Genomic DNA, 24,210 nt, shown 5'->3' with positions numbered 1-24,210 from the left:
CGGGCCGCGCACCACTATACTCCCCGGGTTTTTTCCGCCATTGAACCGGAGAACTCTCCCATGTTGAAACGCTCCCTGGCGCTCGCCGCCGGCATCGCCCTGTCCCTGTCCGCCGCGCTCGCCCACGCCGAAACCCTGAAAGAACTCAAGGTCTCGGCGATCCCCGACGAGGCGCCCACCGAGCTACTGCGCAAATTCAAGCCGCTCGGCGCCTATCTGGAGAAGCAACTCGGCATGCCGGTGAAGTTCGTCCCGGTGGCCGACTACGCCGGGGTGGTCGAGGCGCTGGCCGCCGACCGCCTGGACATGGCCTGGCTGGGCGGCTTCACCTTCGTCCAGGCGCGGCTGAAGACCGGCAACGCCATTCCCCTGGTGCAGCGCGAGCAGGACCAGCAGTTCACCAGCAAATTCATCACGGCCGATCCCCAGGTGAAATCCCTGCAGGACCTGAAGGGCAAGACCTTCGCCTTCGGCTCGGTCTCCTCCACCTCGGGCAGCCTGATGCCGCGCTACTTCATGCAGAAGGACGGCATCGTCCCCGAGCAGTTCTTCTCCCGCGTCGCCTACTCCGGCGCCCACGACGCCACCGTAGCCTGGGTCCAGGCCGGCAAGGTCGACGCCGGCGTGCTGAACGCCTCGGTCTGGCAGAAGCTGGTGGACAGCGGCAAGGTCGATACCGCCAAGGTCAAGGTCTTCGCCACCACGCCGACCTACTACGACTACAACTGGACCGTGCGCGGCAACCTCGACCCGGCCCTGGCCGAGAAGATCAAGCAGGCCTTCCTCGCCCTCGACCCGGCGAAACCGGCCGACAAGGAGATCCTCGACCTGCAGGCCGCCAGCCGCTTCATCGAGACCAATCCGGACAACTACAAGGGCATCGAGGAGTCCGCACGCGCCGCCGGCCTGCTGAAGTGAGCCTGAGCCTCGACGGCGTGGACCTGGTCCACGCCGACGGCCAACGCGCCCTTGCCGACATCCGCCTGCGCCTGGCCGCTGGCGAACGGGTAGCCCTGATCGGACCTTCCGGCGCCGGCAAGACCAGCCTGCTGCGGGTGCTCGCCAGCCAATGGCGGCCCAGCGCCGGCCGTGTCGAACTGCTCGGCGAGGAGCCCTGGGCGCTATCCGCCGCCGCCCGCCAACGCCTGCGCGCGCGCATCGGCCTGGTCCACCAGGCACCACCGCTGCCGCCACGGCAGCGGGTGGTCAGCGCGGTACTGGCCGGGCGCCTCGGCCAGTGGCCGCTATGGAAGAGCCTGGTCAGCCTGGTCTATCCGCTGGACCGCGCCGGCGCCCACGACGCACTGCAACGCCTGGATCTCGGCGACAAGCTGTTCCAGCGCTGCGACCAGCTTTCCGGCGGCCAGTTGCAGCGGGTCGGCATCGCCCGGGTGCTCTACCAGCGCGCCGAGCTGATCCTCGCCGACGAACCGGTCTCGGCCATGGACCCGGTGCTCGCCGGCCATACCCTGGCCCTGCTCAACCGCGAGGCCGCCGCGCGCGGCAGCACCCTGCTGGCCAGCCTGCACGCGGTGGACCTGGCGCTGCAACACTTCCCCCGGGTGATCGGGCTGCGCGCCGGACGCATCGCCTTCGACCTGCCCGCCGGCGAAGTCGACCGCGCCGCGCTGGACGCCCTCTACGCCAACGAACAACTGCAGGCCGAGCGCGCCAGCCCGGCCGGCGAACCCGCCGTGGTGCACATCCCACGATGCTGAACGCCGCTTCTCCGCCGCGCGACCCCGCCGCCCTGCCGCGCCTGCTGCTGACCCTGGCCGCGTTGCTGCTGCTCTGGCCGGGGCTGCGCCTCAGCGAACTGGATATCCCCGGCCTGTTCAGCGGCGACAACGCGCGCACCATGGGCGGTTTCCTCGCCGGCTTCTGGCCGCCGGCACACGATCCCGGGTTCCTCGCCCTGCTCGGCCGCGCCACCCTGGAAACCCTCGCCATCGCCACCGCCGGCATGGCCCTGGCCTGGCTCCTGGCGTTTCCCGCCGCACTGCTGGCGACCCGCGCCCTGTCGCTTTCGGCACTGCCGCGCGGCGGCCTGCCGGCCTGGTGGGCACGGGCACTGCGCTGGCCGGTGCGCGGCCTGCTGATCCTCCTGCGCAGCGTGCCGGAAATCGTCTGGGCGCTGCTGTTCGTCCGCGCCGTGGGCCTAGGGCCCACCGCCGGGGTGTTGGCCATCGCCATCACCTATGCCGGCATGCTCGGCAAGGTCTACGCGGAAATCTTCGAGTCGGTGGATCCGCGCCCCACCCGCGCCCTGCTGCTGGGCGGCGGATCGCGGCTGGCGGCGTTCGCCTACGGGGTGCTGCCGAACGCCGCCGGGGAAATGATTTCCTACACTGTCTATCGCTGGGAGTGCGCGATCCGTGCTTCGGTGGTGATGGGCTTCGTCGGCGCCGGCGGCCTCGGCCAGCAGATCGACCTGTCGCTGCGGATGTTCGCCGGCGGCGAGGTTGCCAGCATCCTGCTGACCTTCCTCCTGCTGGTCCTCCTCGCCGACCTGCTGAGCCGCTTCCTGCGCGGGAGGCTGGCATGAGCCGGACCTGGCGCCTGCTGCTCTGGCCGCTGCTGGTGGTGGCCGCGGTGGGCGCCTCGTTCGCCTATCTGGACATGGACACCGCAGGTCTTTTCAGCGGCAAGGGACTGGGCCAGATGGCCGCCTACGCCAGCGAGTTCTTCCCGCCCGACCTGTCCGCTCCGCACCTGCGGGCGATTGGCCGGGGGCTGCTGGAAACCCTGGCCATGTCGGCCATCGGCACCCTGCTGGCGGCGCTGCTCGGCCTGCTCTTCGCGCTGCCGGCGGCAGGTCGCTTCGGCGTGCCGGCGCAGAGCCTGGCGCGACTCCTGCTCAATGCGCTGCGCGCGGTGCCGGAGCTGGTCTGGGGCGCGCTGATGGTGCTGGCGGCCGGGCTCGGGCCGAACGCCGGGACCCTCGCCCTGGCGCTGCACACCGGCGGCGTGCTCGGCCGGCTGTTCGCCGAAGCCCTGGAGAACACCCCGGCGCAGCCCGCCGAGGCCTTGCGCCTGGCCGGCAGCGGACGCCTCGCGGCATTCGCCTATGGCACCCTGCCGGGGGTCTGGCCGCAACTGGTGGCCTATACCCTGTACCGCTGGGAGAACAATATCCGTATGGCCAGCGTGCTCGGCTTCGTCGGTGCCGGCGGGCTCGGGCAGATGCTCTATTTCAGCCTGAGCCTGTTCCAGCAGGCCCAGGCCGCCACGGTGATCCTGGCCATGCTGGTCCTGGTGCTCGGGGTCGACAGCCTGAGCGCCTGGGCGCGGCAGCGCTGGGTCAGCCAATAGGAAAACGCGCCGCCGCGCCCGTTCGAGGAAATTTACGAAGCCCGCCGAAGATCGGGCATCATCGGTGCTCGGAGCCATCAGGGAGGCACCCCGCCTCCAGGTGTCCAGGGAGAGGAAGGAACCATGCGCAAACCACTGCTATCCGCATTACTGCTGGGCCTGCTGGCCCTCGGCGGCTGCAGCCTGCCCCAACAGCAGGCCGGCGCGCCGACCGAGCAGCGGCTCGGCACCCAATGGGGCGAAGGCGTCGCCTCGCCGGTCACCTCGGTGGCCCTGCGACGTCTATCGGAGCAACCGGTCGATCGCCGCCAGGTGTTCTACAGCGCGAGCCGCTTCGATGGACGTGCCATCAAGGAACTGCCCCTGGCCAAGGGCAGGGTGGGCTTCGCCGTACTCGACGAGGATGGCGGCAAGTTCGACCTCGTGCAGCACCGCAGCACCCTGCAATTGCAGGGTCGTGAAGGCCAGCGCTACCGACTGTGGCTGAACAACCTCGGCAGCGCGACCTACGAGGTGGTCGCCACGGTGGACGGCCTGGACGTGCTCAACGGCCAGCCGGGCAGCCTGAAGAACCGCGGCTATGTACTGGAACCGGGCGAGAGCCTGGTGATCGAGGGCTTCCGCAAGAACGAACGGGAAGTCGCGGCGTTCCGCTTCGCCAGCCCCGACGATGCCTACGCCAGCAACAGCGCGGCCGGCGACAGCCGCAACCTCGGCGTGATCGGCGTGGCCCTGTTCGAGCTGGACGCTCCGGCCAGCGGTCGCGAGGCGCCGGCCGACGGACCGCAGGCATTTCCCGCCGACGCCCGGAACGGCGGCGGCTACGCGCCGCCACCACGCTATCGCGACTGAGGCATCTTCACGAAAACTGCGCGGCGGCGTTCCTTCATAAGCAATCCATCTCACAGGAGCCGCCGATGAACCGCTTTTCACTGCCCCGCCCCGACGCACGCCAGTGCGTCGCCGGCCTGGGTTTCTCCGCCCTTCTGCTGCTGGCCTCCTCGGCCAACGCCGCCGCCTGCCGCGACATCACCAGCGTGCAGCAAAGCGCCGACGCCACGCGCAATACCTCGATGGGCGGCCACGTGACCCAGCACATCTACGGGATGACGCCGCCGTCCGGCTCGTCGCAGAAAGACAAGACCCTGTTCAAGTCGAGAGGCAACTACGACGCGGCCTGGCGCCAGTACGGATACATCGACAATCCGGTGGACTGCAGCGGCAACAGCAAGTTCCAGGTGGTTTCCCTGGAGAAGCTGCACATGGGCAAGATCGATGCCTACTCCTGCAAGCAGGCCGACGGCCAGGGCGCCTGCACGCGCTGGGATACGTACATGGCCAAGGAGATTTCGTACGGTTTCGTCCTGAAGGACGGCAAGTGGATCCTCAATACCCTCTACCCGGTTCCCCTCGACTAGGGCGCAGGCCGTCCGCGCCGGCCGCCCCATTGCAGGGAGCCGGCGCGGCCGTCCGGGTCAGAAGGTCAGCGTGCCCAGGCCCATGCCCGGATCGCTGAAGCCGGAGCGACCATCTTCCATGCGACCGCTGAAACGCCGCAGGAAGCTGTCCGCCCCCTGCGCGCTGACGCTGAAGTCGTACCAGTTGCCGCTGCTGCGCAGCGAATAGCGGACTTCCCGGCGCTGTCCCGGCGGCACGTTGACGGTACGCCGCTCGCCCTGGCGATAGACGTTGTCCTTGACCGTCAGCTTGACCGGATGGCGGCCACGGTTGATCAGTTGCACGCGCAGGTTGCCGAACAGCGGCTCGTAGTCGATCCGCACTTCCGGCAGCGGCGCCTTGCGCTCCGCCAGGTCGCGCCGCAGGTTGCCGCGAAAGACCCGGAGGAAACCGTTCGGACCGTGCACTTCCAGGTGGTAGTCGCCGCTGGCGTCGCCCTGGAAGCTGTCGTGCAGGCGCTTGCGCGCGCCGACGGTGTAGCGTTTCGGCGGGCTCTCGCTGTCGAGCAGGTCGAACACCTGGAACACCGCGCCGGCCTTGCCGGTGTTGGCGAAGGTCAGGCTCAGCGCATCTCCGCCGCTGCGGTAGCGCGCATGCACGCCCAGCTCGTAGGGCAAGGCGCGAGCCGGACGGATGCCCATTTCCTGCTTGGGCATGGCGGCCACCGCCGGCGGCTTCGGCTTCGGCAGCTTGATCTGGCTGGCGACGATGGCGTCGGCCTGGCTGGTGTCGGGCAGTTCGGGGAACGGCTCGTTGTTCGGGTTGGCGAAGTTGAACGCCGAGGTCAGGTCGCCGCAGACGGCACGACGCCAGGGACTGATATTCGGCTCCATGACCCCGAAGCGCTGCTCCAGGAAGCGGATCACCGAGGTGTGGTCGAACACCTGGGAGTTGACCCAGCCGCCCTTGCTCCACGGCGAGATCACGTACATCGGCACCCGCGGGCCGAGGCCGTAGGGCTGGTTGCGATAACGGATATCGCCCTTGGTGTGCCATTCGAGGGTGGCGTCGGCGGTGGTCTTGCCGCGCAGCGTGCCGTCCTTGTTCAGGCTCGGCGCGGCCGGCGGGGCGACGTGGTCGAAGAAGCCGTCGTTCTCGTCGAACATCACCAGCAGCGCGGTCTTGCTCCAGACCTCCGGGTTGGCGGTCAGCGCGTCGAGTACCCAGGAAGTGTACTCGGCCCCCCAGATCGGGCTGGACGGGCCAGGGTGTTCGGAGTACTTGGCCGGGGCGACGATCCAGGACACCTGCGGCAGGCTGTTGGCCAGCACGTCGCGCTTCAGCGCATCGAGCTTCCAGGTGCTCAGGCCGTTGACGATCAGCGGCGAGTCAGGCGCCGCGGCGCGGTACTGGCGGAAGCCGATCAGCGGGTTGTCGGAGAAGTTGTCGGCCATGTCCTGGTAGACCCGCCAGGTGATGCCGGCAGCCTGCAGGCGCTCGGGATAGGTGGTCCAGGTGTAGCCCTGCTCCACCGGGCCGTTGCTGTCGTGGTCGTTGGTGGTTACCGGACCACCGTGCTGGCCGAGCGGGTCGTTGGTGCCGGTCCAGAGGAACAGCCGGTTGGGGTTGGTGCCGCCCTGGAACGAGCAGTGATAGGCGTCGCAGATGGTGAAGGCGTTGGCCATCGCGAACTGGAAGGCGATGTCCTGCTCCTTGTAGTAGCCCAGGGAACGCTCGGTCTTGGCCGGCAACCACTTGTCCATGCGCCCTTCGTTCCAGGCCTGCTGGGCGTCCGGCCAGGTGTGCGGGGTGCCGTCGACGCGCTGGGCGCTGGTGGTGCTGGTGTCGAAGTGGTAGGGCAGGATCTCGCCCTTGCTGCCCTTCTGGTGCCAGACCCGCTGGCCATCGGGCAGCGGGATCGCCATGCGGTCGCCGAAGCCGCGGACGCCCTTGAGGGTGCCGAAATAGTGGTCGAAGGAGCGGTTCTCCTGCATCAGGATCACCACGTGCTCGACGTCCTTGAGGTTGCCATGCCGGCGGTGCGCGGGAATCGCCAGGGCCGCCTGGATGCTCGACGGCAGCATGCTGGTGGCGACGGTGGCGCCGACCGTACCGGCGGCCAGGCGGATGAAGCTTCTTCTGCTTTTCGAAATCATCGGGGGACTCACCAGGTCAGGGTGTGGCACAGGGCTGCCGAGCGCATCCATGACGCCCGCAGGCTCACTCGGCAGCAAGCTGTTCGAACCCCGACGACGCTAGTGAGGGAAAAAGACGCTTTGGTTTCAACACGCTTTGCAACAACTATTCATGCCAACTTCATCACAATTTGAGATCAAGATTTTGGTCTAGGCCAGATTCCACTTGACAGCCTTCGCCGGCACTCTCCTCACGCTCTTCCCCGCCATTGCAGGAGCAATACCCCCGCCACCACCAGCGCCAGGCCGAGATAGCCCTCCCAGGACAACCGGCGCACCGGGAAACCGGCCCAGCCGAACTGGTCGCAGAGCGCCGAGACCAGCATCTGCCCGGCCACCACGCACGCGATGAAAGTGGCGGCACCCAGGCGCGGCGCGACCAGGATCGCCACCGTCAGGTAGGCCGCGCCGAACAGCCCGCCGAGCCAGCTCCACCAGGGCGCGCCGCCGAGGCTGGCGATAGCCGGCAGCGGCACCCGCACCAGCAGCAGGCCCAGGCTGACCACCCCGAGGCTGACGCCCAGCGAAGTCAGGCTGGCGCTCAGCGGATGGCCGAGCAGGCGCCCGAGCAAGGCGTTGCTGCCGGCCTGCAGCACCACCATGCCGCCCACCGAAACTGCCATCAGTACCATCAGATAATTGGGCATGCTGATTCTCCTCCTCCGGCCCTTGCCTCTGGAGCAGAGTTTTTGCTATCCACTTCGCGAATGGAAATCGATAGTTGGTACACCTTCCATGCAGCAGATTCATGACCTACGCCGTATCGACCTCAACCTGCTGGTGGTGCTCGACGCGCTCCTCAGCGAGCGCCACGTGTCCCGCGCGGCGCAGCGCCTGGCCATGTCGCAGCCGGCGGTCAGCCACGCCCTCGGGCGTCTCCGCGAACTGTTCGGCGATCCACTGCTGGTGCGGGTGAAAAGCCGCATGCAGTTGACCAGCCTGGCGCTGGAGCTGGCGCCGAAGCTCCAGGCCAGCCTCGACCAGGTACGCGGGGTGATCGGCGGGCCGACCTTCGAACCGGTGCGCAGCCGACGCCACTTCCGCCTGGGCATGTCCGACTACGGCGCCTGGGTGGTGCTGCCGGCGCTGCTGCGCCAGCAACAGGCGCTGGCGCCCGGGGTGAGCTTCGGGATAGTCCAGGAACCGCGCCTGGAAACCGCCCGTCAGGTCGCCGAAGGACAGCTGGACTGCGCGCTGGGGGTATTCCCCCTGCTTCCGGAGGGCGTGCGCGCCAGGCGCCTGTTCGAGGAGCGTTTCGTCTGCGTCTGTCGGCGCAGCCTGTTCGACCGCCCCGACGGCCTGTCCCTCGACCGCTACCTGGCGGCCCGCCACGTGCGCGTCTCGCTACAGGACAACCCGGCCGAGGAAGTCGACAGCGCCCTGGAAAAACGCGGCCTGCGCCGGCAGGTGGCGCTGACCCTGCCGCACTTCACCGTGGCCCCGGCGCTGCTGGCCGGCACCGACCTGGTACTGACCATCGCCGAACGCACCCTCGAAAGGTTGCGGCTACCCGAGGAACTGGCGCTCTGCGAGCCGCCGCTGGCGATCCCGCGCTTCGACTATGTGCAGATCTGGCGCGGCGACGCCGAGCGCGAAGCGGCCGGCGCCTGGCTGCGGGAACAGATCCAGGCGGCGGCGCGGAAGATCTGAAGAAGAGTCAGGAAGGCTTTTCCAGCTTGCGCAGCATCTCGCCGACACGCTCGCCGAGCATTTCGTTGGCCGACAGCTTGAGGCCGCGCGCCAGTTCCACCTGGACCACGTGTTCCGCCAGCGGGCGCAGGCGCAGGAACACCTTGGCCAGCTCCTGCAGGTCCGGCGCCCCGGGCAGCAGGTCGGTGCCGCGGCCGTCCACCAGGTGGGTGACGATCAGGCGGACGATTCCCGCCGCCAGATGCTCGGTGTCGCTGCGCAACTCGCCGAGTTGATCGAGCAGCGCCTCCAGCGGGATGCCGCTGCGGTACAGTTCCAGCCCGGCCTGGAACAGCCGTGGACTGGGGATCTTCATGCGCTCGCCGTCGAACAGCAGCAGGCCCAGCGCCTGGGCCTTGTCGATCACCCGGTCGTTCAGTTCGTCGCCGAAGATCGCCTGGAGTTCGTCGAAGCCGATGCTGCCGGGCGTCTCCAGGTTCCACTCGCCGATGATCGCCTGGTCCAGGCCGAGCACATGGTCGAGGTCGCGGCCCTGTTCCCAGGCTTCCAGCAGTTCCTTGATGTTGGCGCTGGAATAGCCGCGCTCGAGCAACTGGCTGATCAGCCGCAGGCGCTTGAGATGACTGTCGAAATACACGCCGACCCGGCCGCGCCGCTCCGGCGGCGGCAGCAGGCCGCGGTCCTGGTAGGCGCGTACGTTGCGCACGCTGCTGCCGGCCGCGCGAGCCAGTTCGTCGACGCTGTATTCGCGGGCATCCTCGGCGGACGGCTGCTCGCCACGTTGCAGCAGGCGCTGCAGGAGGGTCAGGGGTGTGCTCATGGAGGCGGATCATAACGAGGCCCGCCGAACGGCCACAACCTCCGGGGGCGCAACGCTCTTTGCCGGCGTCCGGATGCGCGGGCGCCAACCAAAGACTGGACTCGTCGGTCAGCCGCTTCTCCGGCACCACCGCCAAAACCCGGGGGAAACGTCCCGAGCCTTCTGCCCCGGGCCTTCCGGCGCCGGTAGCAAGTGCCGTAACACCGGCGTGAAGAGACTTCCCAGGGCTGGCGCAACGCCTGCTTATGGGCCAGCATCAACCATGACATCAATCAATGTCACAATAACGACAAGCCAGCCTGGAGAGAGCCATGTCCCAAGGCGCCTGGGTACCCACTCCCGACGATCTCGATCACTTCCGCCAGGTCCAGCGACTGGCCTATACCTGCTGCGAAACCATCCACGGCGAACTGCGCGCCGGCATCAGCGAGAGGGAAGCCGCGGCGCTGATGAAGACCTGGCTGCAGGATCATGGCGTCGACGACTGGTTCCACCAGCCCTTCGCCTGGTTCGGCAGCCGCACCTCGTTCAAGGGCTTCGACGGCCTGCGTCATCTCGGTGGCTTCAACCTGGCCTTCTACCCCGGCAAGCAGCGCCTGGAGGAAGGCATGCCGTTCATCCTCGACTGCGCGCCGACCCTCGGCGCCTATACCGCCGATGTCGGCTACTCCGGCGCACTAGGCCACAACCTGTTGCAGGAGCGGCTGATGGACGACCTGCTGATACACCGACGCACCATCCTTGACCTGGTCCGCGAACGGCGCCCCCTGGCCGAAGTCAGCCAGGCGGTCGACCGGCTCTGCGTGATCCAGGGCACCCTGCCACGGCACAAGGCCTATCCCTTCGAAGTGCTCGCCCATCGCGTGGAAAAGCTCGGCAACCGCCGCGGTCCCTCGGTGGCGCGCTTCGGCGTGCGCAACCTGTACACCCTGACGCGCAACGCGCTGGTCACCGGCAAGCGCGAAGGCTGGTCGCCGCTGTGGTCCAGCGGCAAGCGCTCCGAGCACCCGCCGACGCCCGGTCTCTGGGCAGTGGAACCGCACCTGGGGCTACGCGGGGTGGGCGCCAAGTTCGAAGAACTGCTGGTGGTCACCGAAGACGACGCCTACTGGCTCGACGACGACCTGCCGCACGTCCGCCGCTGGCAGGCGCGCGGACTGCTGCCGCAAGCACGGGAGGCCGCATGAACGCGCTCCTCGCCCTCCCCGACCTGCAGCCGGAACGCCTGTTCGTGCAATCCGGCGACGTGCGCCTGGCGGTTCATTGCTGGGGCGCGCCGGACAACGGCAAGCCGACGCTGCTGATGGTGCATGGCTACCCGGACAACCACGAGACCTGGCTGCCGCTGATCCGCCAACTGGCCGGGCGCTACCGCATCGTCGCCTACGACGTGCGTGGCGCCGGCGCTTCGGACAAGCCACGCTGGAGCCGCGACTACCACCTGCAGCGGCTCAGCGAAGACCTGCAGGCGGTGATCCGCGCCACCAGCCCGGACCGCCCGGTACACCTGCTGGCCCATGACTGGGGCTCGATCCAGACCTGGGAAAGCGTCACCGATCCGCAGTGCCGACCGCTGATCGCGTCCTATACCTCGATCTCCGGGCCCTGCCTGGACCATGTCGGTTTCTGGATGCGCGAACACCTCAGGCAGCGCAGTCCGAAGGCCCTGAAAGCGGTATTCGGCCAGTTGCTCCACTCCTGGTACATCGCCTTCTTCCATACCCCCGTCGTACCCGAGCTGCTCTGGAGCGCCGGCCTGGCCCGGCTCTGGCCGCAGTTCCTGAAGCACGCCGAAGGCGTCCGCCATCCGCAGGTCAACCCGACCCAGGCCAGCGACGGCCGGCACGGGGTCAAGCTGTACCGCGGCAACTTCATCCGCAGCCTGTTCCGTCCGCGCAAGCGCCACACCGAAGTGCCGGTGCAACTGATCGTACCGACCCGCGACCGTTACGTCGGCGCCCAGCTGTTCCAGCACCTCAGCCTGTGGGCGCCACGCCTGTGGCGGCGCGAGGCGAGCGTCGGCCATTGGCAACTGCTGGCCGAGCCGGAGCAACTGGCCGGCTGGCTCGGCGAGTTCATCGACGCCCAGGAAACCGGCGAGTCGCCGCCGGCCCTGCAACGCGCCCAGGTCCGGCCCGACGCGCGCTCGATGAGCGGCAAGCTGGTGGTGGTCACCGGCGCCGGCGGCGGCATCGGCCGTTCGACCCTGCTCAGCTTCGCCGAGCGCGGCGCCAGCCTGCTCGCCGCCGATCTCGATCTGGAAGCCGCCGAACGCAGCGCCGAACTGGCCCGCGCCCTTGGCGCCACGGCCCATGTCTACCAGGTCGACGTCGGCGATACCCAGGCCATGGAGACCTTCGCCGAGTGGGTGCGCGACACCCTCGGAGTCCCGGATGTGGTAGTCAGCAATGCCGGCATCGGCATGGCCGGACCGATGCTCGACACCTCGCCCGCGGAATGGGAGCGCCTGCTGCGGGTCAACCTGTGGAGCGTGATCGACGGCTGCCGCCTGTTCGGCCGGCAGATGATCGCGGCGAACAAGCCGGGGCACCTGGTCAATGTCGCCTCCGGCGTGGCCTTCGCGCCGTCGCGCAACTACCCCGCCTACGCCACCAGCAAGGCCGCGGTACTGATGCTCAGCGAATGCCTGCGGGCGGAACTGGCCGGACGTTCGATCGGAGTCACCGCGGTGTGCCCGGGCTTCGTCGATACCGGCATTGTCCAGGCCACCCGCTTCGTCGGCATGGACGCCGAACGCCAGGCGCGGCGCCAGGCGAAGATCCAGCGCTTCTACAAGCGACGCCGGCTCAGCCCGGACACCGTCGGGGAAAAGCTGGTGCGCGCCGTGGAGCGCAACAAGGCGGTGGTCTCGGTGGGCAGCGAGGTGCACCTCGGCGCCCTGCAATGGCGCTTCGCGCCCTGGGCCACGCGGTTTCTCGCGCGCTTCGACCTGACTTCCTGAGAGCCTGCCATGAGCGAATTCCACCACAAGCTGGTCCAGCGCAAGGTCCGCTTCGACTTCAGCGATACCCCCCTGCACTGGGTTCCCGGCGAAGCGGAAGCGTCCCAGGTGATGAACGTCCTGCACATGCTCCTGCCTTCCGGCGAACTGTGGTTCTGCCGCCTCTACAACAAGGCCCTGCCGCTGGTTAGCGACGCCCGCCTGCGCGACGACGTGCAGGGTTTCATCCGCCAGGAAGCGATGCATTCGCGGGCCCACGACGGCGCGATCCAGCGCTACCTGAGCAGGTTCGACATCGACTCCAAGCCGTTCACCGACAAGATGGATTTCCTTTTCGAACGCCTGCTCTGCGACTACCCGCTGGGGCAGAACCGCCTGACCCGCGCCCTCGACGGCTGGTGGCTGCGCCAGCGCTGCGCGATCATCGCCGCGGTGGAGCATTTCACCTGCGTGCTCGGCAAGTGGGTGCTGGAGGCCCGGGAGCTGGATCGCCGCGGCAGCGACCCGGTGATGCTCGACCTGCTGCGCTGGCACGGCGCCGAGGAAGTCGAGCACCGCAGCGTCGCCCACGACCTGCACGTGCATCTGGGCGGCAGCTTCGTCACCCGGCAACTGACCATGCTGTTGGTCATCGCGATACTGGTCTACCTGCTCGCCGACGGCACCCGCACCCTCCTCGACCAGGACCCGAGCCTGCGCGGCGCCAAGCGCCAGGGATTCCTACGAACCTGGTGGCGGCTCGGCAAGCAGGGCCTGCTGCCGAACCTCGCGCGCACCTTCCGCGACGTCGCCCGTTACTTCAATCCCTGGTACCACCCCGAGCACGAGGCGAATACCCAGGAAGCCCTGGAATACCTGGCCAACTCGCCGGCGGCCCGGCGCGCGGCGAACGCCTGAAAACAATTCACTGGAAATACCGGCAAGCGCCGCGGAAGCTGGAACTTTCCCGGCGCTTGTCCATTGTTACGTCAGGTCGAGTCAAACAAGGCCGGCAGACGGAAGGTAATTTCCGTAAGCCTGAAAAATGTCGCTTGATAGAATGATTGAAAATAACGGGCGCGCGACGTGAAACTTTGCAAAAGCCAGCCATTCTTGCTGATGGCATTTTGAGAACAAGCAAAATAAAAGTAAGAAAAGTTACCCTATCGATCGGAAATTAAAGAAAGAAAAGCGAGCGAGAAGAGAATCGGGAAATACGCTCTTCGCGCCCGCCTTCGTATTTATCCGGCCTGCGGAAACTCACTGGCCAGGCAGCGTGATCTCCCGTTCCGAAACGATGATCTTGTTGACCAGGCCGTACTGCACGGCCTCCTCCGCGTTCAGCCAGAAGTCGCGCTCGGTGTCGGCACTGATCTTTTCCGGCGTCTGCCCGGTGGCTTCGGCGAAGATCCGGTCGAGGCGTTCCTTCATCCGCACGATCTCGCGGCGGTAGATCTCGATGTTGCTCGCCGGCCCCTGGATGCCACCCGACGGCTGGTGCAGGAGGAAGCGGGTATTGGGCAGCGAATAGCGGTTTTCCTTGTCCGCCGCGGCATAGATCAGCGCGCCGGCGCTGGCAACGCTGCCGGAACCGATCATGATGACCTTCGGTGTGATGAAGCGGATCGCGTCGAAGATCATGTCGCCGGACTCGACGTGGCCACCCGGGGAATTGACGAACATGTAGATCGGATCGTCGCTGATCGAGGCGAGGATGTGCAGCTGCTGGACGACGTCCTTGGCCATCTTCTCGTCGACCCCGCCGGTGACGAACACCTTCCTGACCTTGAGCGCGTACTCCATCAGCTTGGCGCCGATGGCGCCGTGGGAGTCGCCGCCTTCGCGGTCCTTGTCATCGGTTTTCATGCAACCTCCTGGAACTGTTGGTAATCCATCCGGCAAACCTTTCAGGGCATGCGTTCGTTGTTCGCCAGGGCGCGGATATATATCCGTTAATGCGCCTCTTCCGAGCGGCCCATTATGCATCAGCCAGACACTTTCGAAAGGCTTGCTTCAACTTCGAAAAGACCGGCGAAGGTAATCTCGTGAAGCATAGCCATGCAGGGCCGCGACGCACGTTTCCCGGAACCTAACAGATTTGTAAGTTGCCTCGTAAATACCTACCAGAATTAACAGTTAACAACGCGATTACCCTGCAAGAATTAACAGCTATTTCTTCGAGCCTGCCAAAAGTAATAGTACACCCCGCTCTTGCTTCGGGTGCCGCCGCTTCCCTGCCAACCACGCTGGCTACGGCGCGCTGAAACGTCGACGGGTGGAACCTGTCCGGCGAGGCGTGCGGTGCCCGTGTTCGCCGAATCGATGGATTGTTGAAGAGGACGCAGGGATGGTTCGTTTCGCTCGCTTGCCGCTATCGCCCTACCAACGGGACATCTGGGTCGCCGCCGCGCAGTTTCCGGAACTCGACCAGTACACCATCTTCAGCTACGACCGCTTCACCGGCGAGGTCGATACCCAGGCCCTGGAACGGGCGCTGCTGCAGGCGGCGCGAGACACCGAGGCGTTCCGCCTGCGCCTCGGCGAGACGGACGGTACGCCGTACCAGTGGCTGGACACGGATGCCGAGTTCGAGGCGCGCCACGTCGACCTGCGCGCCGACCGCGACCCCGAGGCCGCCGTGCGATCCTGGCTGCGCGACGCCTTCCGCCACGCCTACCCGCTGGACGGCCGCAGCCTGGTGGACCTGGCCCTGCTGCATAGCGACCAGGCGCTCTACGTCTACGTGCGCACCCACCATATCGTCAGCGACGCCTGGGGCCTGCAGCTATTCCTCAGCCGGGTGCGCGCCGGCTACCTGGGCGAGCTAGGCGAGCCACAGGCGCAGATGCCGACGGCTTCCCTCCTGGCGCAACTCGAGACCGACGACTACTCCGGTTCGGAACAGTACCGCGGCGACCGCGCCTATTTCGCCGAGGCCCTGGAGGGCCTGGAGCCGGCCCTCTTCACCCGCAGGCGCCCGGCCGGGCTGCGCCGCACCGCGCGCCACAGGCTGACGCTGGAACGCACACTGCTCGATGCGATCCGCGATCGTGGCGAATCGCCCTTCCTGTTCCTCTCCGCCGCCGTGGCGCTGTACCTGGCGCGGATCCACCAGAACGACGACGTGGTCCTCGGCGTACCGGTGCTGAACCGCGCCGACCGCGCGGCCAAGCAAGTGGTCGGGCACTTCGCCAATACCCTGCCGCTACGCATCCGCACCGCGCCGGAACAGACCGTCGACGAATTCCTGGCGCAGTTGCGCGAGGCGACCCGGACGCTGCTGCGCCACCAGAAGATGCCCCTCGGCGACCTGTTGCGCGGCGCCTCGCCACTGTTCGACACCACCCTTTCCTATATGCGCTGGCCCGCCGCCCAGGCGATCCCGAACGCCAGCGTCGAGACCGTGGCGCAAACCCACGCCCATGACCCGGACGCGCTGGCCATCTGGGTCTCCGAGTTCGACGGGCACAGCGACGCGCAGGTGGATTTCGAATACGCCTGCGATGTGTTCGACGCCGACTTCCCCATGGACGCCGCGGCGCGGCATATCGAAACCTTCCTGCGCGCCCTGGTGGAGGGCGGCGAGCGCCGCCTCGGCGAACTCGATCCGCTGTCGGCCGCCGAGCGCGAGGAACTGATCCACACCCGCAACGCCACCGACCAGGCATTCCCCGAGCAGGCTACCCTGCCCACACTGTTCGCCGAGCAGGTGGCGCGCACCCCGCAACGCACCGCGCTGCTGGAAGCCGACGGCGGCACGCTCAGCTATGCCGAGCTGGACGCCAAGGTCCAGGCCGTGGCCGACGCCCTGCGCGCAGCGGGTGTGAGGACCGACGAGCGGGTAGCGCTACTGGTCGCCCGCGGTCCCCACCTGCTGCCGGCGATCCTTGGCGTGCAGCGCGCCGGCGGCGCCTATGTGCCGATCAATCCCGACCATCCCCTGGAGCGCGTCCGCCTGCTGTTGGAAGACTGCGGTGCCCGCGTGGTGCTGGTGGACGAGCGCGCAGCGACACTCGGCGAGAGCCTCGGAGAGACGCGCGTGCTGCACCTCGAACGCCTGCCGCAGAGCACCGGCGACCTGCCGGCGGCCAACGTGGCGCCCGGCGACCTGGCCTATGTCATCTATACCTCCGGTTCGACCGGCATGCCCAAGGGCGTCATGGTCGAGCACCGCTCGGTGGTCAACCGCCTGAACTGGATGCAGCGTCGTTATCCGATCGGCGAACGCGACGTGCTTCTGCAAAAGACTCCGGTGACGTTCGACGTGTCCGTCTGGGAACTGTTCTGGTGGAGTTTCACCGGCGCCCGCCTGTCGCTGTTGCTGCCCGGCGCCGAGAAGGACCCGCGGGAAATGTTGCGGAGCATCCAGCGCGACGCGGTCACGGTCATCCACTTCGTGCCGTCGATGCTGACGCCGTTCCTCGACCTGCTCGACGGCGACCCGACCGCCCGCACGGCGGCAAGCTCGCTGCGCCTGGTGTTCTGCAGCGGCGAAGCCCTCGCGCCGTTGCAGGTCGCGCGCTTCCGCCGGCTGTTCGGCGACGCCGTGCGACTGGTCAACCTGTACGGACCGACCGAGGCCACCGTCGACGTGTCCGACCATGAGTGCGCCAGCGACAACCCCACGCGGGTCCCGATCGGCCGGCCGATCGACAACCTGCGCCTGTACGTCCTCGACCACGCGCTCAGGCCGCAGCCCCTCGGTGCCGTCGGCGAGCTATATATAGGAGGCGTCGGCGTCGCCCGCGGCTACCTGAACCGGCCGGAGCTGAACGCCGAGCGCTTCCTCGTCGACCCCTTCGTCGCCGGCGGCCGTCTCTACCGTACCGGCGACCTGGCCCGCTGGCTGGCCGACGGCAACCTCGAATACCTCGGCCGCGCCGACGACCAGGTGAAGATCCGCGGCAACCGGGTCGAACCCGACGAAGTACGCGACCGCCTCGCCGCGCTTCCTGGCGTACGCGACGCCGCGGTCGTGGCACGCGATTCGGCGGTACGCGGCACGCACCTGGTCGGCTACTACGTGGCTGCGGCGGAACTCGACCCCGGTCAATTGCGCGCCGGACTTTCGGCGACGCTGCCGGACTTCATGCTGCCAGCCTTCTTCGTGCGCATCGACAGCCTCCCGCTCAGCGCCAACGGCAAGCTCGACCGCCGGCAACTGCCGGCACCGCCGGAACAGGTGGCGGCGGTTGCGCCGCGCACGGCGACCGAGGCCGAACTGGCGGCGGTGTGGGCCGATGTCCTCGGCGTGGCGGAGGTCGGCGTGCACGACGACTTCTACGCCCTCGGCGGCGACTCGATCCTGATGCTGCGCATCCGCGCCGCCGCACAGCGGCGCGGCCTGGGCTTCGAACTCGCCGACCTGATGCGCAACCCGACGGTGGCGGGCCTCGCCGAACGCCTGGTGCGTCCGCTCGCGGAGCGAAGCTACCAGCCCTTCGAACTGGTTTCCGAAGTCGACAAGCCGCGCCTGGAAGGGCTGGAGGACGCCTTCCCGACCAGCCGGCTGAGTCTCGGCCTGCTCTTCCATAGCCGCCAGCGCCCCGACTCGTCGGTCTACCACGACGTGTTCCACTACCGCTTCGACCTGGCCTGGGACGAAGCCGCGTTCCGCCACGCGCTGGACCGGGTGGTCGCCGCCTATCCCGCGCTGCGTTCGTCGTTCGACCTCAGCGGTGCATCCGAACCGCTGCAACTGGTGCATACCCAGGCGCGCAGCGAACCGCTGATCCTGGACCTGCGCGGCAACCCGGAGGCCGGGACGGTGCTCGACGAGCACATCCGCCAACGCCGCTTCCATCGCTATTCGCTGCAACAGCCCGGGCTATTCCTGTTCGCCGCGTTCGTCCGCGAGGACGGCCTGGACCTGGTGTTCAGCTTCCACCATGCGATCCTCGACGGCTGGAGCGTGGCCAACCTGATCGTCGCGCTGGTCGCCGCCTACCGTGGCGAGCCGCTGCCGGGCCCCGCGCCGGCGCTGGCCTGCCATGTCCGCGAGGAGCTGGCCGCGCTGGCTTCGCCGGCCGCCGTGGGGTACTGGACCGGGCTGCTGGAGGGCGCGAGGATGACCCGCCTCGACGGCTTCGGCGCCCACGAGCCGCAAGCCGCGCAAGGTCCGGCCAGCCATCGCGAAGCGCTGCCGGACGGGCTGCTCGAACGACTCAAGGCCACTGCGGCGCAACGCGGACTGCCGTTGAAATCGCTGCTGCTCGCCGCCCATTGCCTGACCCTGCATCTGTTCTCCCGCAGCGACAGCGTGGTCACCGGCGCGATCAGCAACGGCCGCCCCGAACTGCCCGACGCCGACCGCATGGTCGGCCTGTTCCTGAATACCGTGCCGGTCCGCTCGGAGATTGCCGGGCATAGCTGGATCGAGGTAGCCGATGCGCTGTTCCGCCAGGAGCGCGACGGACACGCCCATCGCCGCTATCCGCTCAGCGCCATCCAGCAGATCGTCGGCGACGAACTGAGCAGCGCCTTCAACTACGTCAACCTGCATGTCCTCGAACCGCTGTGGCAACTGCGCGACTTCCACGTCTGGGAAGAAACCAACTTCGCCCTGCTGGTCAACGTGATCGCCACGCCCAGCGACGGCATGTACCTGCGCATCGACAGCGACGGCCGCGGCATCAGCCGCAGCCAGGCCGCGCTGATCGGCGCGACCTTCGTCGAGCTCCTGTGGCGCCTCGCCGAGCATCCCGACGAAGCCGCCGACTTCGCCTTCCTCGCCCCTCGCCGCGACGCCGCTTCCCAGCCCGAGCCGCTGGTCGACGTCGTCAGCCTGTTCGAACGCCAGGTCGAGGCGCTGCCGGGCAGCGCCGCGCTGGCCTTCGAGGAGCAACGCTGGACCTATCGCGACCTCGACCATGTGGCGCGCTGCGTGGCCACCCGCCTGGTCCGCGCCGGCGCGCGCCGCGGCGATGCGATCGGAGTGGCGCTGAACCGTTCGCCGGAGATGATCGCGACGATCTGGGGCATCCTGCGCGCCGGCCTGGTCTGCGTGCCGCTGGACGTCAGCTATCCCGCGCAGCGCCTGGCACTGATCCTGGAGACCGCACAGCCGTTCCGGGTGGTCGCGCATCCCGAGCACGCCCATGTCGCCGCGGCGGAACGGGTGCTGCCGGTAGAGGAACTGGTCGCCGACATCGAGCCCGAGACCTTCGCCGCGCCGCAGCTCGACGAGCTGGCCATGCTGCTGTTCACCTCCGGTTCCACCGGGCGGCCGAAGGGCGTCGAGCTTAGCCACCGGATGTGGGCCAACTACACCCAGTGGCAATTGCGCGTCGCCAGCGGCGTACCGGGGCTGCGCACCCTGCAGTTCGCGCCGCTGAGCTTCGACATGGCCTTCCAGGAGATCTTCTCCACGCTGTGCGGCGGCGGCGAGCTGCAACTCATCTCCAACCGCGAGCGGATGGACCCCTCCGCGCTGCTGCATGTCCTCGAACGCCGCCAGGTCCAGCGCGTGCTGTTGCCCTTCGTCGCCCTGCAACGCCTCGCCGAGGCCTCCAACGCGCTGGGCGTGCGCCCCGGCGCCCTGCGCGTGGTGGTGTCCTCCGGCGAGCAGTTGCGCATCACCGAAGACGTCCGCGCGTTCTGCGCGGCGATGCCCGGGCTGCTGCTGGAGAACCAGTACGGTCCCACCGAGACGCACCAGGTCACCTACCACTCGCTGAGCGGCGATCCGGCGCACTACCCGGACCTGCCGCCGATCGGCCGGCCGCTGGACGGGGTCGAGGTGCAGGTGCTCGACGCCGCGCTGCGCCCGGTACCGGTCGGCGTTACCGGCGAGCTGTACTTCGGCGGCGACTGCCTCGCGCGCGGCTACCACCGCGCCCCCGAACTCACCGCCGAGCGCTTCGTCGAACATCCCTGGCGCCCCGGCGCCAGGCTCTACCGCACCGGCGACCTCGGGCGCATCCTCGGCAACGGCGAGATCGTCTGGCTCGGCCGCGCCGATACCCAGGTCAAGGTCCGCGGCTTCCGCATCGAGCCGGCCGAGGTCGAGCTGGCGATCATGCGCCAGGCCGAGCGCCAGCCGGGCCTGCGCGGCGCGGCGGTGGTGGCTCGCGAGCGCCAGGGCAACGATGCATTCCTCGCTGCCTTCCTGCTCGGCGAGCCCGAGGCGGTGGATCTCGCCGAACTGAAGCAGGCACTGCGCAGCGAACTGCCGGAACACATGGTGCCGGCACACTTCGCCTGGGTCGACGGCTTCGCCCTCACCCCCAGCGGCAAGCGCGACGACGCCGCCCTGCGCGCACTGCCGCTGGAGCACGGGACGAACATCGAGTACCTGGCCCCGCGCGACGACTACGAGCGCACCCTGGCCGGACTCCTCGGCGAGTTGCTGGATCGTCCCCGGGTAGGCATCCGCGACAGCTTCTTCGACCTCGGCGGCACCTCGCTCAGCGCGATGCGCTTCATGCTGCTGATCGAGAAGCGCTATGGCGTCGACCTGCCGATGGCCGCGCTGATCGAGACGCCGACCGTGGAGGGCCTCGCCGAACGCCTGCGGGAACGCTCGGCGGTGCGCGCCTTCGACCCGCTGGTACCGATCCGTGCCGGCGGCAGCCGCCCGCCGCTGTTCCTCGTCCACCCGCTCGGCGGCCACGTGCTCTGCTACCTGCCGCTGGTTCGCGCACTGCCGCCGGACCAGCCGGTATATGCCCTGCAGGCGGCCGGCACCGGCCAGGGCAGTACGCCGCTGGCGGTCCTCGAGGACATCGCCGCCAGTTACCTCGCGGCGATCCGCCGGGTGCAGCCGGAAGGCCCCTATTACCTCGGCGGCTGGTCGTTCGGCGGCTTCGTCGCCTACGAGATGGCCCGGCAACTGCGCGCGCTCGACCCGCAGGCGGTCGCCCAACTGATCGTGCTCGACTCCATCACCGTCGACCGCAACCACGCCGGCAGCGCCAGCGACGAAGCCCTGCTGCTGTTCTTCTACTGGGAACTGGTCTGGTTCGAGCGCAGCGACGAGGAGGTCGAGCCGCTGCCTGAAGGCGCGAGCCTGGAGCAGAAACTCGACCACATCGTCGAACGCGCCATCGAGGCCGGCGTACTTCCCGCCGGCACCCCGCGCGCCACCGTGCAGCGGCTCTACGAGCTGTTCCGGGCGAGCTGGCAGGCACTCATCGGCTATCGCCCGGAAGTCAGCGACCAGGACATGACCCTGCTGCGCGCGGACGGCCCGCTGCCGCTGGCGCTGAAGCCGATGCACGACGCCGCCGGCACCCACTACGGCGACCCGAAGAACGGCTGGCAGCACTGGACCAGCGGCCGCCTCGATGTGATCGACGTACCCGGCGACCACCTGGTGCTGATGAAAGAACCCTATGTCGAGACGGTCGCGGCAGAGATCGCCGCGTTGCTCGAACCCTCCACCTCCAGCGAACGGACCCGCCCATGAGCAGACATCCCCTGAAGATCGTCATCGCCGGCGCCGGCATCGGCGGGCTCGCCGCGGCCGCCTGCCTGAAAGCCGCCGGCTTCGAGGTCGAACTCTACGAGCGGGCCAGGGAGCTGCGCGCGGTCGGCTCGGCGCTGTCGCTGATGCCCAACGCGCTGACCGCCCTGGAGAGGGTCGGCGTGCGCCCTGACCTTACCCGCGCCCAGGCCTTCGACTCGCTACGGTTCCTCACCCGGCGCGGGCGACCGATCCGCGCCATCGACTTCGGCGGCCTGGCCCGCCAGCTCGGCCAGCCGAGCCTGGCGATCCACCGCGCGAGCCTGCAGCAGGCGCTGCTGGAACAGGCCCGCGACTGCCGCATCGAACTGGGCGTGAGCGCCACCGGCTATCTGCGCCACGCCGACGGCGAAGGCGTCACCGTGCTCTGCAGCGACGGCCGCGAAGTGCACGCCGACGTGCTGATCGGCGCCGATGGCTTCAACTCGGCGATCCGCGCCACCATGACCGGCCCGGAGCGTCCCACCGACTGGCACTACGTGATCTGGCGCGCCACGCCGGCGTTCCGCCATCCGAAGGTGACGCCGGGCTACGTCGCCCATTACTGGGGCCGTGGGCAGCGCTTCGGTCTCGCCGACATCGGCGAAGGCAACGTCTATTGGTGGGGCACCCGCAACATGCCGGCCGAACAGGCGAAGGACTGGCGCGGCGGCAAGGCGGGCATCCAGCGCCTCTACGCCGGCTGGGCCGACGAAGTGCAGGCGGTCATCGAGGCGACCCCGGAGGCCGACATCAGCAGCCTGCCGGCCCAGGACCGACCGTTCCTGGAGCGCTGGGGCGACGGCCCGGTGACCCTGCTCGGCGATGCCGCGCATCCGATGCTGACCAGCCTCGGCCAGGGCGCCGCCATCGCCATCGAAGACGCCGCGGTGCTGGCCCACTGCCTGGCCACCATCGACGACCCGCAAGCCGCCCTGCGCGCCTACGAGAACCGCCGTCGCGACCGCGCCAGGGCGATGGTCGAGACCTCGCGGGCGCTGAGCCGCATCGAGCAGTTGGAGCATCCGCTGCGCACCGTCGCCCGCGATCTCTACTTCCGCTTCGCTCCGGAGCGAACCTTCGCCCGGCAGAACGAACTGGCACTGACCTTCCCAGGAGTCGAATGATGGCCGAGATACGACGCCCGCTGTCCGCGGTGGAACGCTGGTACTGGCTCAGCGACCAGTTCTCCGCGCTGAACGTGATTTCCCGGGTGCGGGTCCATGGCCGGTTGTCCATCGACGACCTGCGCCGCGGCCTCGACGCGCTGCAGGCGCGGCATCCGCTGCTGCGCGCGCGGATCGAGCACGATGCCGGGCTCGATCCGCGCTGGGTGCCCTGCGAGCGGCCCATCCCGCTGCGCGAGGTGCGCGGCGGCGGCGAGGAGCAATGGCTGCGGGAAATCAACGAGCGCGAATTGCCGGAACGCATCGATCCGGACAGCGGGCCACTGATCCGTACCGTGGCGATCGCCACCGACGCCGGCGCCCACGACCTGCTGGTCGTGGTACCGCACATCATCGCCGACGGCACTACCGTGCTGACCCTCGCCGAACAATGGCTGACCCTGGCCGCCGACCCCGCCGCGCAACCCTGGACCGCCAGCGCCCTGCCGCCGGCGGAGGATCTGCGTCCGCGCCGCTTCACCGGCGACGAAGGCGCGGCGCGCCTGGCCGAGCAGACCGCCCAGGACGAAGCGCTGGTCGGCCGCCACCGCCCGGGCCGGATCGAGCCGAGCAACCCGGTGCCGCTGGAAGCGCGGCGTACCCGCCTGCTGCACCGGGAGCTGGACGGCGCGCAGCTGGAACAGCTGCAACGACGCGCCCGCGAACACGGCACCACGGTACACGGCGCGCTGACCGCGGCGCTGGCCATCGCCGCCGGCCACGACCACCAGCGCCGCCCTAGCCACATCGCCATCGGCTCGCCGATCGACTTCCGCGACGAACTGGAGCCGCCGGTGCGCCCCGACGAAGTAGGCACCTACGTCGCCACGGTACCGGTGGTGCTGGACATCGCCCGGCCGTTCTGGGAGGTCGCCCGCGCGCTCACCGACGACCTCGGCGAACGCCGTCGCCAGGGCCATCATTTCAACCTGGTCACCCTGGTCGCCAGCGCTGCGCCGCGCTGCATGGCCGACGCGCGGCCATTCATGGCCTTCATGGAAGCCGAAGGGCCGATCAACCTGTGCTCCTCCAACATCGGTCGCTATCCGTTCCCCGAGCGGATCGGCGCCTTGCGCCTCTCCGACGCGCAGTTCCTCACCGGCATCTCGGTGAACGGCTACTTCGTGGCCGCCATCAACTCCAGCCATGGCCGGCTGTTCTGGAACTTCACCTATATCGACGAAGCGGTCCCCGGCGAACGCGCCGAACGCCTGGCCGAAGATTGCCTGGGCACCCTGCTGTCGGCGATCCACGCCCCCCAACGATCCGCCCTCGAGGAGCAATGA

Annotated in this window: 17 protein-coding genes; 13 read left to right on the top strand and 4 right to left on the bottom strand. The window is 68.6% G+C overall.

Annotated features, from left to right (window positions below; all coding sequences use genetic code 11):
• Nucleotides 1–60 precede the first annotated feature (60 nt).
• From FHW81_RS04835 to FHW81_RS04810, 6 genes are all read left to right on the top strand, one after another.
• Complete coding sequence (locus FHW81_RS04835) at nucleotides 61–918, top strand: putative selenate ABC transporter substrate-binding protein (protein ID WP_003113155.1); 858 nt, start codon at nucleotides 61–63, stop codon at nucleotides 916–918.
• On the top strand, nucleotides 915–1,718 hold the full coding sequence (locus FHW81_RS04830; protein ID WP_003119655.1) for a phosphonate ABC transporter ATP-binding protein: 804 nt from the start codon (nucleotides 915–917) through the stop codon (nucleotides 1,716–1,718). Before FHW81_RS04835 ends, FHW81_RS04830 begins: the two co-directional genes overlap by 4 nt.
• The gene (locus tag FHW81_RS04825) at nucleotides 1,712–2,545 is read left to right on the top strand and encodes a PhnE/PtxC family ABC transporter permease (protein ID WP_003113153.1); all 834 of its coding nucleotides are present in this window, start codon (nucleotides 1,712–1,714) and stop codon (nucleotides 2,543–2,545) included. The genes FHW81_RS04830 and FHW81_RS04825 overlap by 7 nt, the downstream gene beginning before the upstream one ends.
• The gene (gene phnE, locus FHW81_RS04820) at nucleotides 2,542–3,312 is read left to right on the top strand and encodes a phosphonate ABC transporter, permease protein PhnE (protein WP_003091685.1); all 771 of its coding nucleotides are present in this window, start codon (nucleotides 2,542–2,544) and stop codon (nucleotides 3,310–3,312) included. The genes FHW81_RS04825 and phnE overlap by 4 nt, the downstream gene beginning before the upstream one ends.
• 123 nt (nucleotides 3,313–3,435) lie before the next feature.
• Nucleotides 3,436–4,164, top strand: coding sequence for a hypothetical protein (locus FHW81_RS04815; RefSeq protein ID WP_003113151.1), 729 nt, complete (start codon nucleotides 3,436–3,438; stop codon nucleotides 4,162–4,164).
• Between the two features lie 65 nt (nucleotides 4,165–4,229).
• Nucleotides 4,230–4,730 carry a hypothetical protein gene (locus FHW81_RS04810; protein WP_171893931.1) on the top strand — a complete coding sequence of 167 codons (501 nt, stop codon included), beginning with the start codon at nucleotides 4,230–4,232 and terminating at the stop codon, nucleotides 4,728–4,730.
• Nucleotides 4,731–4,787: 57 nt separating this feature from the next.
• Here FHW81_RS04810 and FHW81_RS04805 read toward each other — a convergent pair whose 3' ends face one another.
• Both FHW81_RS04805 and FHW81_RS04800 read right to left on the bottom strand, forming a co-directional pair.
• Nucleotides 4,788–6,866 carry a phosphocholine-specific phospholipase C gene (locus FHW81_RS04805; protein ID WP_003117582.1) on the bottom strand — a complete coding sequence of 693 codons (2,079 nt, stop codon included), beginning with the start codon at nucleotides 6,864–6,866 and terminating at the stop codon, nucleotides 4,788–4,790.
• A gap of 230 nt (nucleotides 6,867–7,096) precedes the next feature.
• The gene (locus tag FHW81_RS04800; protein WP_003162218.1) at nucleotides 7,097–7,552 is read right to left on the bottom strand and encodes a DMT family transporter; all 456 of its coding nucleotides are present in this window, start codon (nucleotides 7,550–7,552) and stop codon (nucleotides 7,097–7,099) included.
• 88 nt (nucleotides 7,553–7,640) lie between these two features.
• Between FHW81_RS04800 and FHW81_RS04795 the strand changes: the two genes are divergently transcribed.
• Entirely contained in the window at nucleotides 7,641–8,555 is a 915-nt protein-coding gene (locus FHW81_RS04795; RefSeq protein ID WP_003113148.1) for a LysR family transcriptional regulator, read from the top strand.
• Between the two features lie 7 nt (nucleotides 8,556–8,562).
• Here the strand turns inward: FHW81_RS04795 and FHW81_RS04790 are convergent, their stop codons facing one another.
• Nucleotides 8,563–9,375 carry a MerR family transcriptional regulator gene (locus FHW81_RS04790; RefSeq protein WP_003113147.1) on the bottom strand — a complete coding sequence of 271 codons (813 nt, stop codon included), beginning with the start codon at nucleotides 9,373–9,375 and terminating at the stop codon, nucleotides 8,563–8,565.
• A gap of 311 nt (nucleotides 9,376–9,686) precedes the next feature.
• Between FHW81_RS04790 and FHW81_RS04785 the strand changes: the two genes are divergently transcribed.
• From FHW81_RS04785 to FHW81_RS04775, 3 genes are read left to right on the top strand one after another with little or no spacing between them, the layout of a single operon-like run.
• Nucleotides 9,687–10,562, top strand: a complete 876-nt coding sequence (locus FHW81_RS04785; RefSeq protein ID WP_003091703.1) for a M24 family metallopeptidase — start codon at nucleotides 9,687–9,689, stop codon at nucleotides 10,560–10,562.
• Nucleotides 10,559–12,337 (top strand): SDR family oxidoreductase, encoded by a 1,779-nt coding sequence (locus FHW81_RS04780; protein WP_003160767.1) that lies wholly within the window; start codon nucleotides 10,559–10,561, stop codon nucleotides 12,335–12,337. Before FHW81_RS04785 ends, FHW81_RS04780 begins: the two co-directional genes overlap by 4 nt.
• Nucleotides 12,338–12,346: 9 nt before the next feature.
• Entirely contained in the window at nucleotides 12,347–13,234 is an 888-nt protein-coding gene (locus FHW81_RS04775; RefSeq protein ID WP_003113144.1) for a metal-dependent hydrolase, read from the top strand.
• A gap of 342 nt (nucleotides 13,235–13,576) precedes the next feature.
• On the opposite strand, the gene FHW81_RS04770 is transcribed toward FHW81_RS04775, so the two are convergent.
• Entirely contained in the window at nucleotides 13,577–14,182 is a 606-nt protein-coding gene (locus tag FHW81_RS04770; RefSeq protein ID WP_003091706.1) for an ATP-dependent Clp protease proteolytic subunit, read from the bottom strand.
• 481 nt (nucleotides 14,183–14,663) lie between these two features.
• Between FHW81_RS04770 and FHW81_RS04765 the strand changes: the two genes are divergently transcribed.
• Genes FHW81_RS04765 through FHW81_RS04755 form a run of 3 tightly spaced genes read left to right on the top strand, consistent with a single transcriptional unit; the run spans nucleotide 14,664 to nucleotide 24,210 of the window.
• The gene (locus tag FHW81_RS04765) at nucleotides 14,664–21,722 is read left to right on the top strand and encodes an amino acid adenylation domain-containing protein (RefSeq protein ID WP_034014606.1); all 7,059 of its coding nucleotides are present in this window, start codon (nucleotides 14,664–14,666) and stop codon (nucleotides 21,720–21,722) included.
• Nucleotides 21,719–22,885: an FAD-dependent oxidoreductase gene (locus FHW81_RS04760; RefSeq protein ID WP_003091709.1), complete on the top strand. Its 1,167-nt coding sequence runs from the start codon at nucleotides 21,719–21,721 to the stop codon at nucleotides 22,883–22,885. The genes FHW81_RS04765 and FHW81_RS04760 overlap by 4 nt, the downstream gene beginning before the upstream one ends.
• Nucleotides 22,882–24,210 carry a condensation domain-containing protein gene (locus FHW81_RS04755; RefSeq protein ID WP_003119646.1) on the top strand — a complete coding sequence of 443 codons (1,329 nt, stop codon included), beginning with the start codon at nucleotides 22,882–22,884 and terminating at the stop codon, nucleotides 24,208–24,210. Before FHW81_RS04760 ends, FHW81_RS04755 begins: the two co-directional genes overlap by 4 nt.

Origin of the sequence: Pseudomonas sp. RC10-4-2, assembly GCF_050433085.1 — a bacterium.
GTDB lineage: Bacteria > Pseudomonadota > Gammaproteobacteria > Pseudomonadales > Pseudomonadaceae > Pseudomonas > Pseudomonas aeruginosa.
The sequence above is the reverse complement of the archived record's forward strand: the minus strand, read 5'-3'. Positions and strand labels throughout refer to the sequence as shown.

Excerpts from the sequence above, each read along its gene's own strand:
- FHW81_RS04765 (WP_034014606.1), top strand. The coding sequence starts at position 14,664 with ATGGTTCGTTTCGCTCGCTTGCCGCTATCGCCCTACCAACGGGACATC.
- FHW81_RS04790 (WP_003113147.1), bottom strand. The coding sequence starts at position 9,375 with ATGAGCACACCCCTGACCCTCCTGCAGCGCCTGCTGCAACGTGGCGAG.
- FHW81_RS04835 (WP_003113155.1), top strand. The coding sequence starts at position 61 with ATGTTGAAACGCTCCCTGGCGCTCGCCGCCGGCATCGCCCTGTCCCTG.
- FHW81_RS04770 (WP_003091706.1), bottom strand. The coding sequence starts at position 14,182 with ATGAAAACCGATGACAAGGACCGCGAAGGCGGCGACTCCCACGGCGCC.
- FHW81_RS04780 (WP_003160767.1), top strand. The coding sequence starts at position 10,559 with ATGAACGCGCTCCTCGCCCTCCCCGACCTGCAGCCGGAACGCCTGTTC.
- FHW81_RS04805 (WP_003117582.1), bottom strand. The coding sequence starts at position 6,866 with ATGATTTCGAAAAGCAGAAGAAGCTTCATCCGCCTGGCCGCCGGTACG.
- FHW81_RS04815 (WP_003113151.1), top strand. The coding sequence starts at position 3,436 with ATGCGCAAACCACTGCTATCCGCATTACTGCTGGGCCTGCTGGCCCTC.
- FHW81_RS04800 (WP_003162218.1), bottom strand. The coding sequence starts at position 7,552 with ATGCCCAATTATCTGATGGTACTGATGGCAGTTTCGGTGGGCGGCATG.
- FHW81_RS04775 (WP_003113144.1), top strand. The coding sequence starts at position 12,347 with ATGAGCGAATTCCACCACAAGCTGGTCCAGCGCAAGGTCCGCTTCGAC.
- FHW81_RS04785 (WP_003091703.1), top strand. The coding sequence starts at position 9,687 with ATGTCCCAAGGCGCCTGGGTACCCACTCCCGACGATCTCGATCACTTC.
- FHW81_RS04825 (WP_003113153.1), top strand. The coding sequence starts at position 1,712 with ATGCTGAACGCCGCTTCTCCGCCGCGCGACCCCGCCGCCCTGCCGCGC.
- phnE (WP_003091685.1), top strand. The coding sequence starts at position 2,542 with ATGAGCCGGACCTGGCGCCTGCTGCTCTGGCCGCTGCTGGTGGTGGCC.
- FHW81_RS04810 (WP_171893931.1), top strand. The coding sequence starts at position 4,230 with ATGAACCGCTTTTCACTGCCCCGCCCCGACGCACGCCAGTGCGTCGCC.
- FHW81_RS04795 (WP_003113148.1), top strand. The coding sequence starts at position 7,641 with ATGCAGCAGATTCATGACCTACGCCGTATCGACCTCAACCTGCTGGTG.
- FHW81_RS04760 (WP_003091709.1), top strand. The coding sequence starts at position 21,719 with ATGAGCAGACATCCCCTGAAGATCGTCATCGCCGGCGCCGGCATCGGC.
- FHW81_RS04755 (WP_003119646.1), top strand. The coding sequence starts at position 22,882 with ATGATGGCCGAGATACGACGCCCGCTGTCCGCGGTGGAACGCTGGTAC.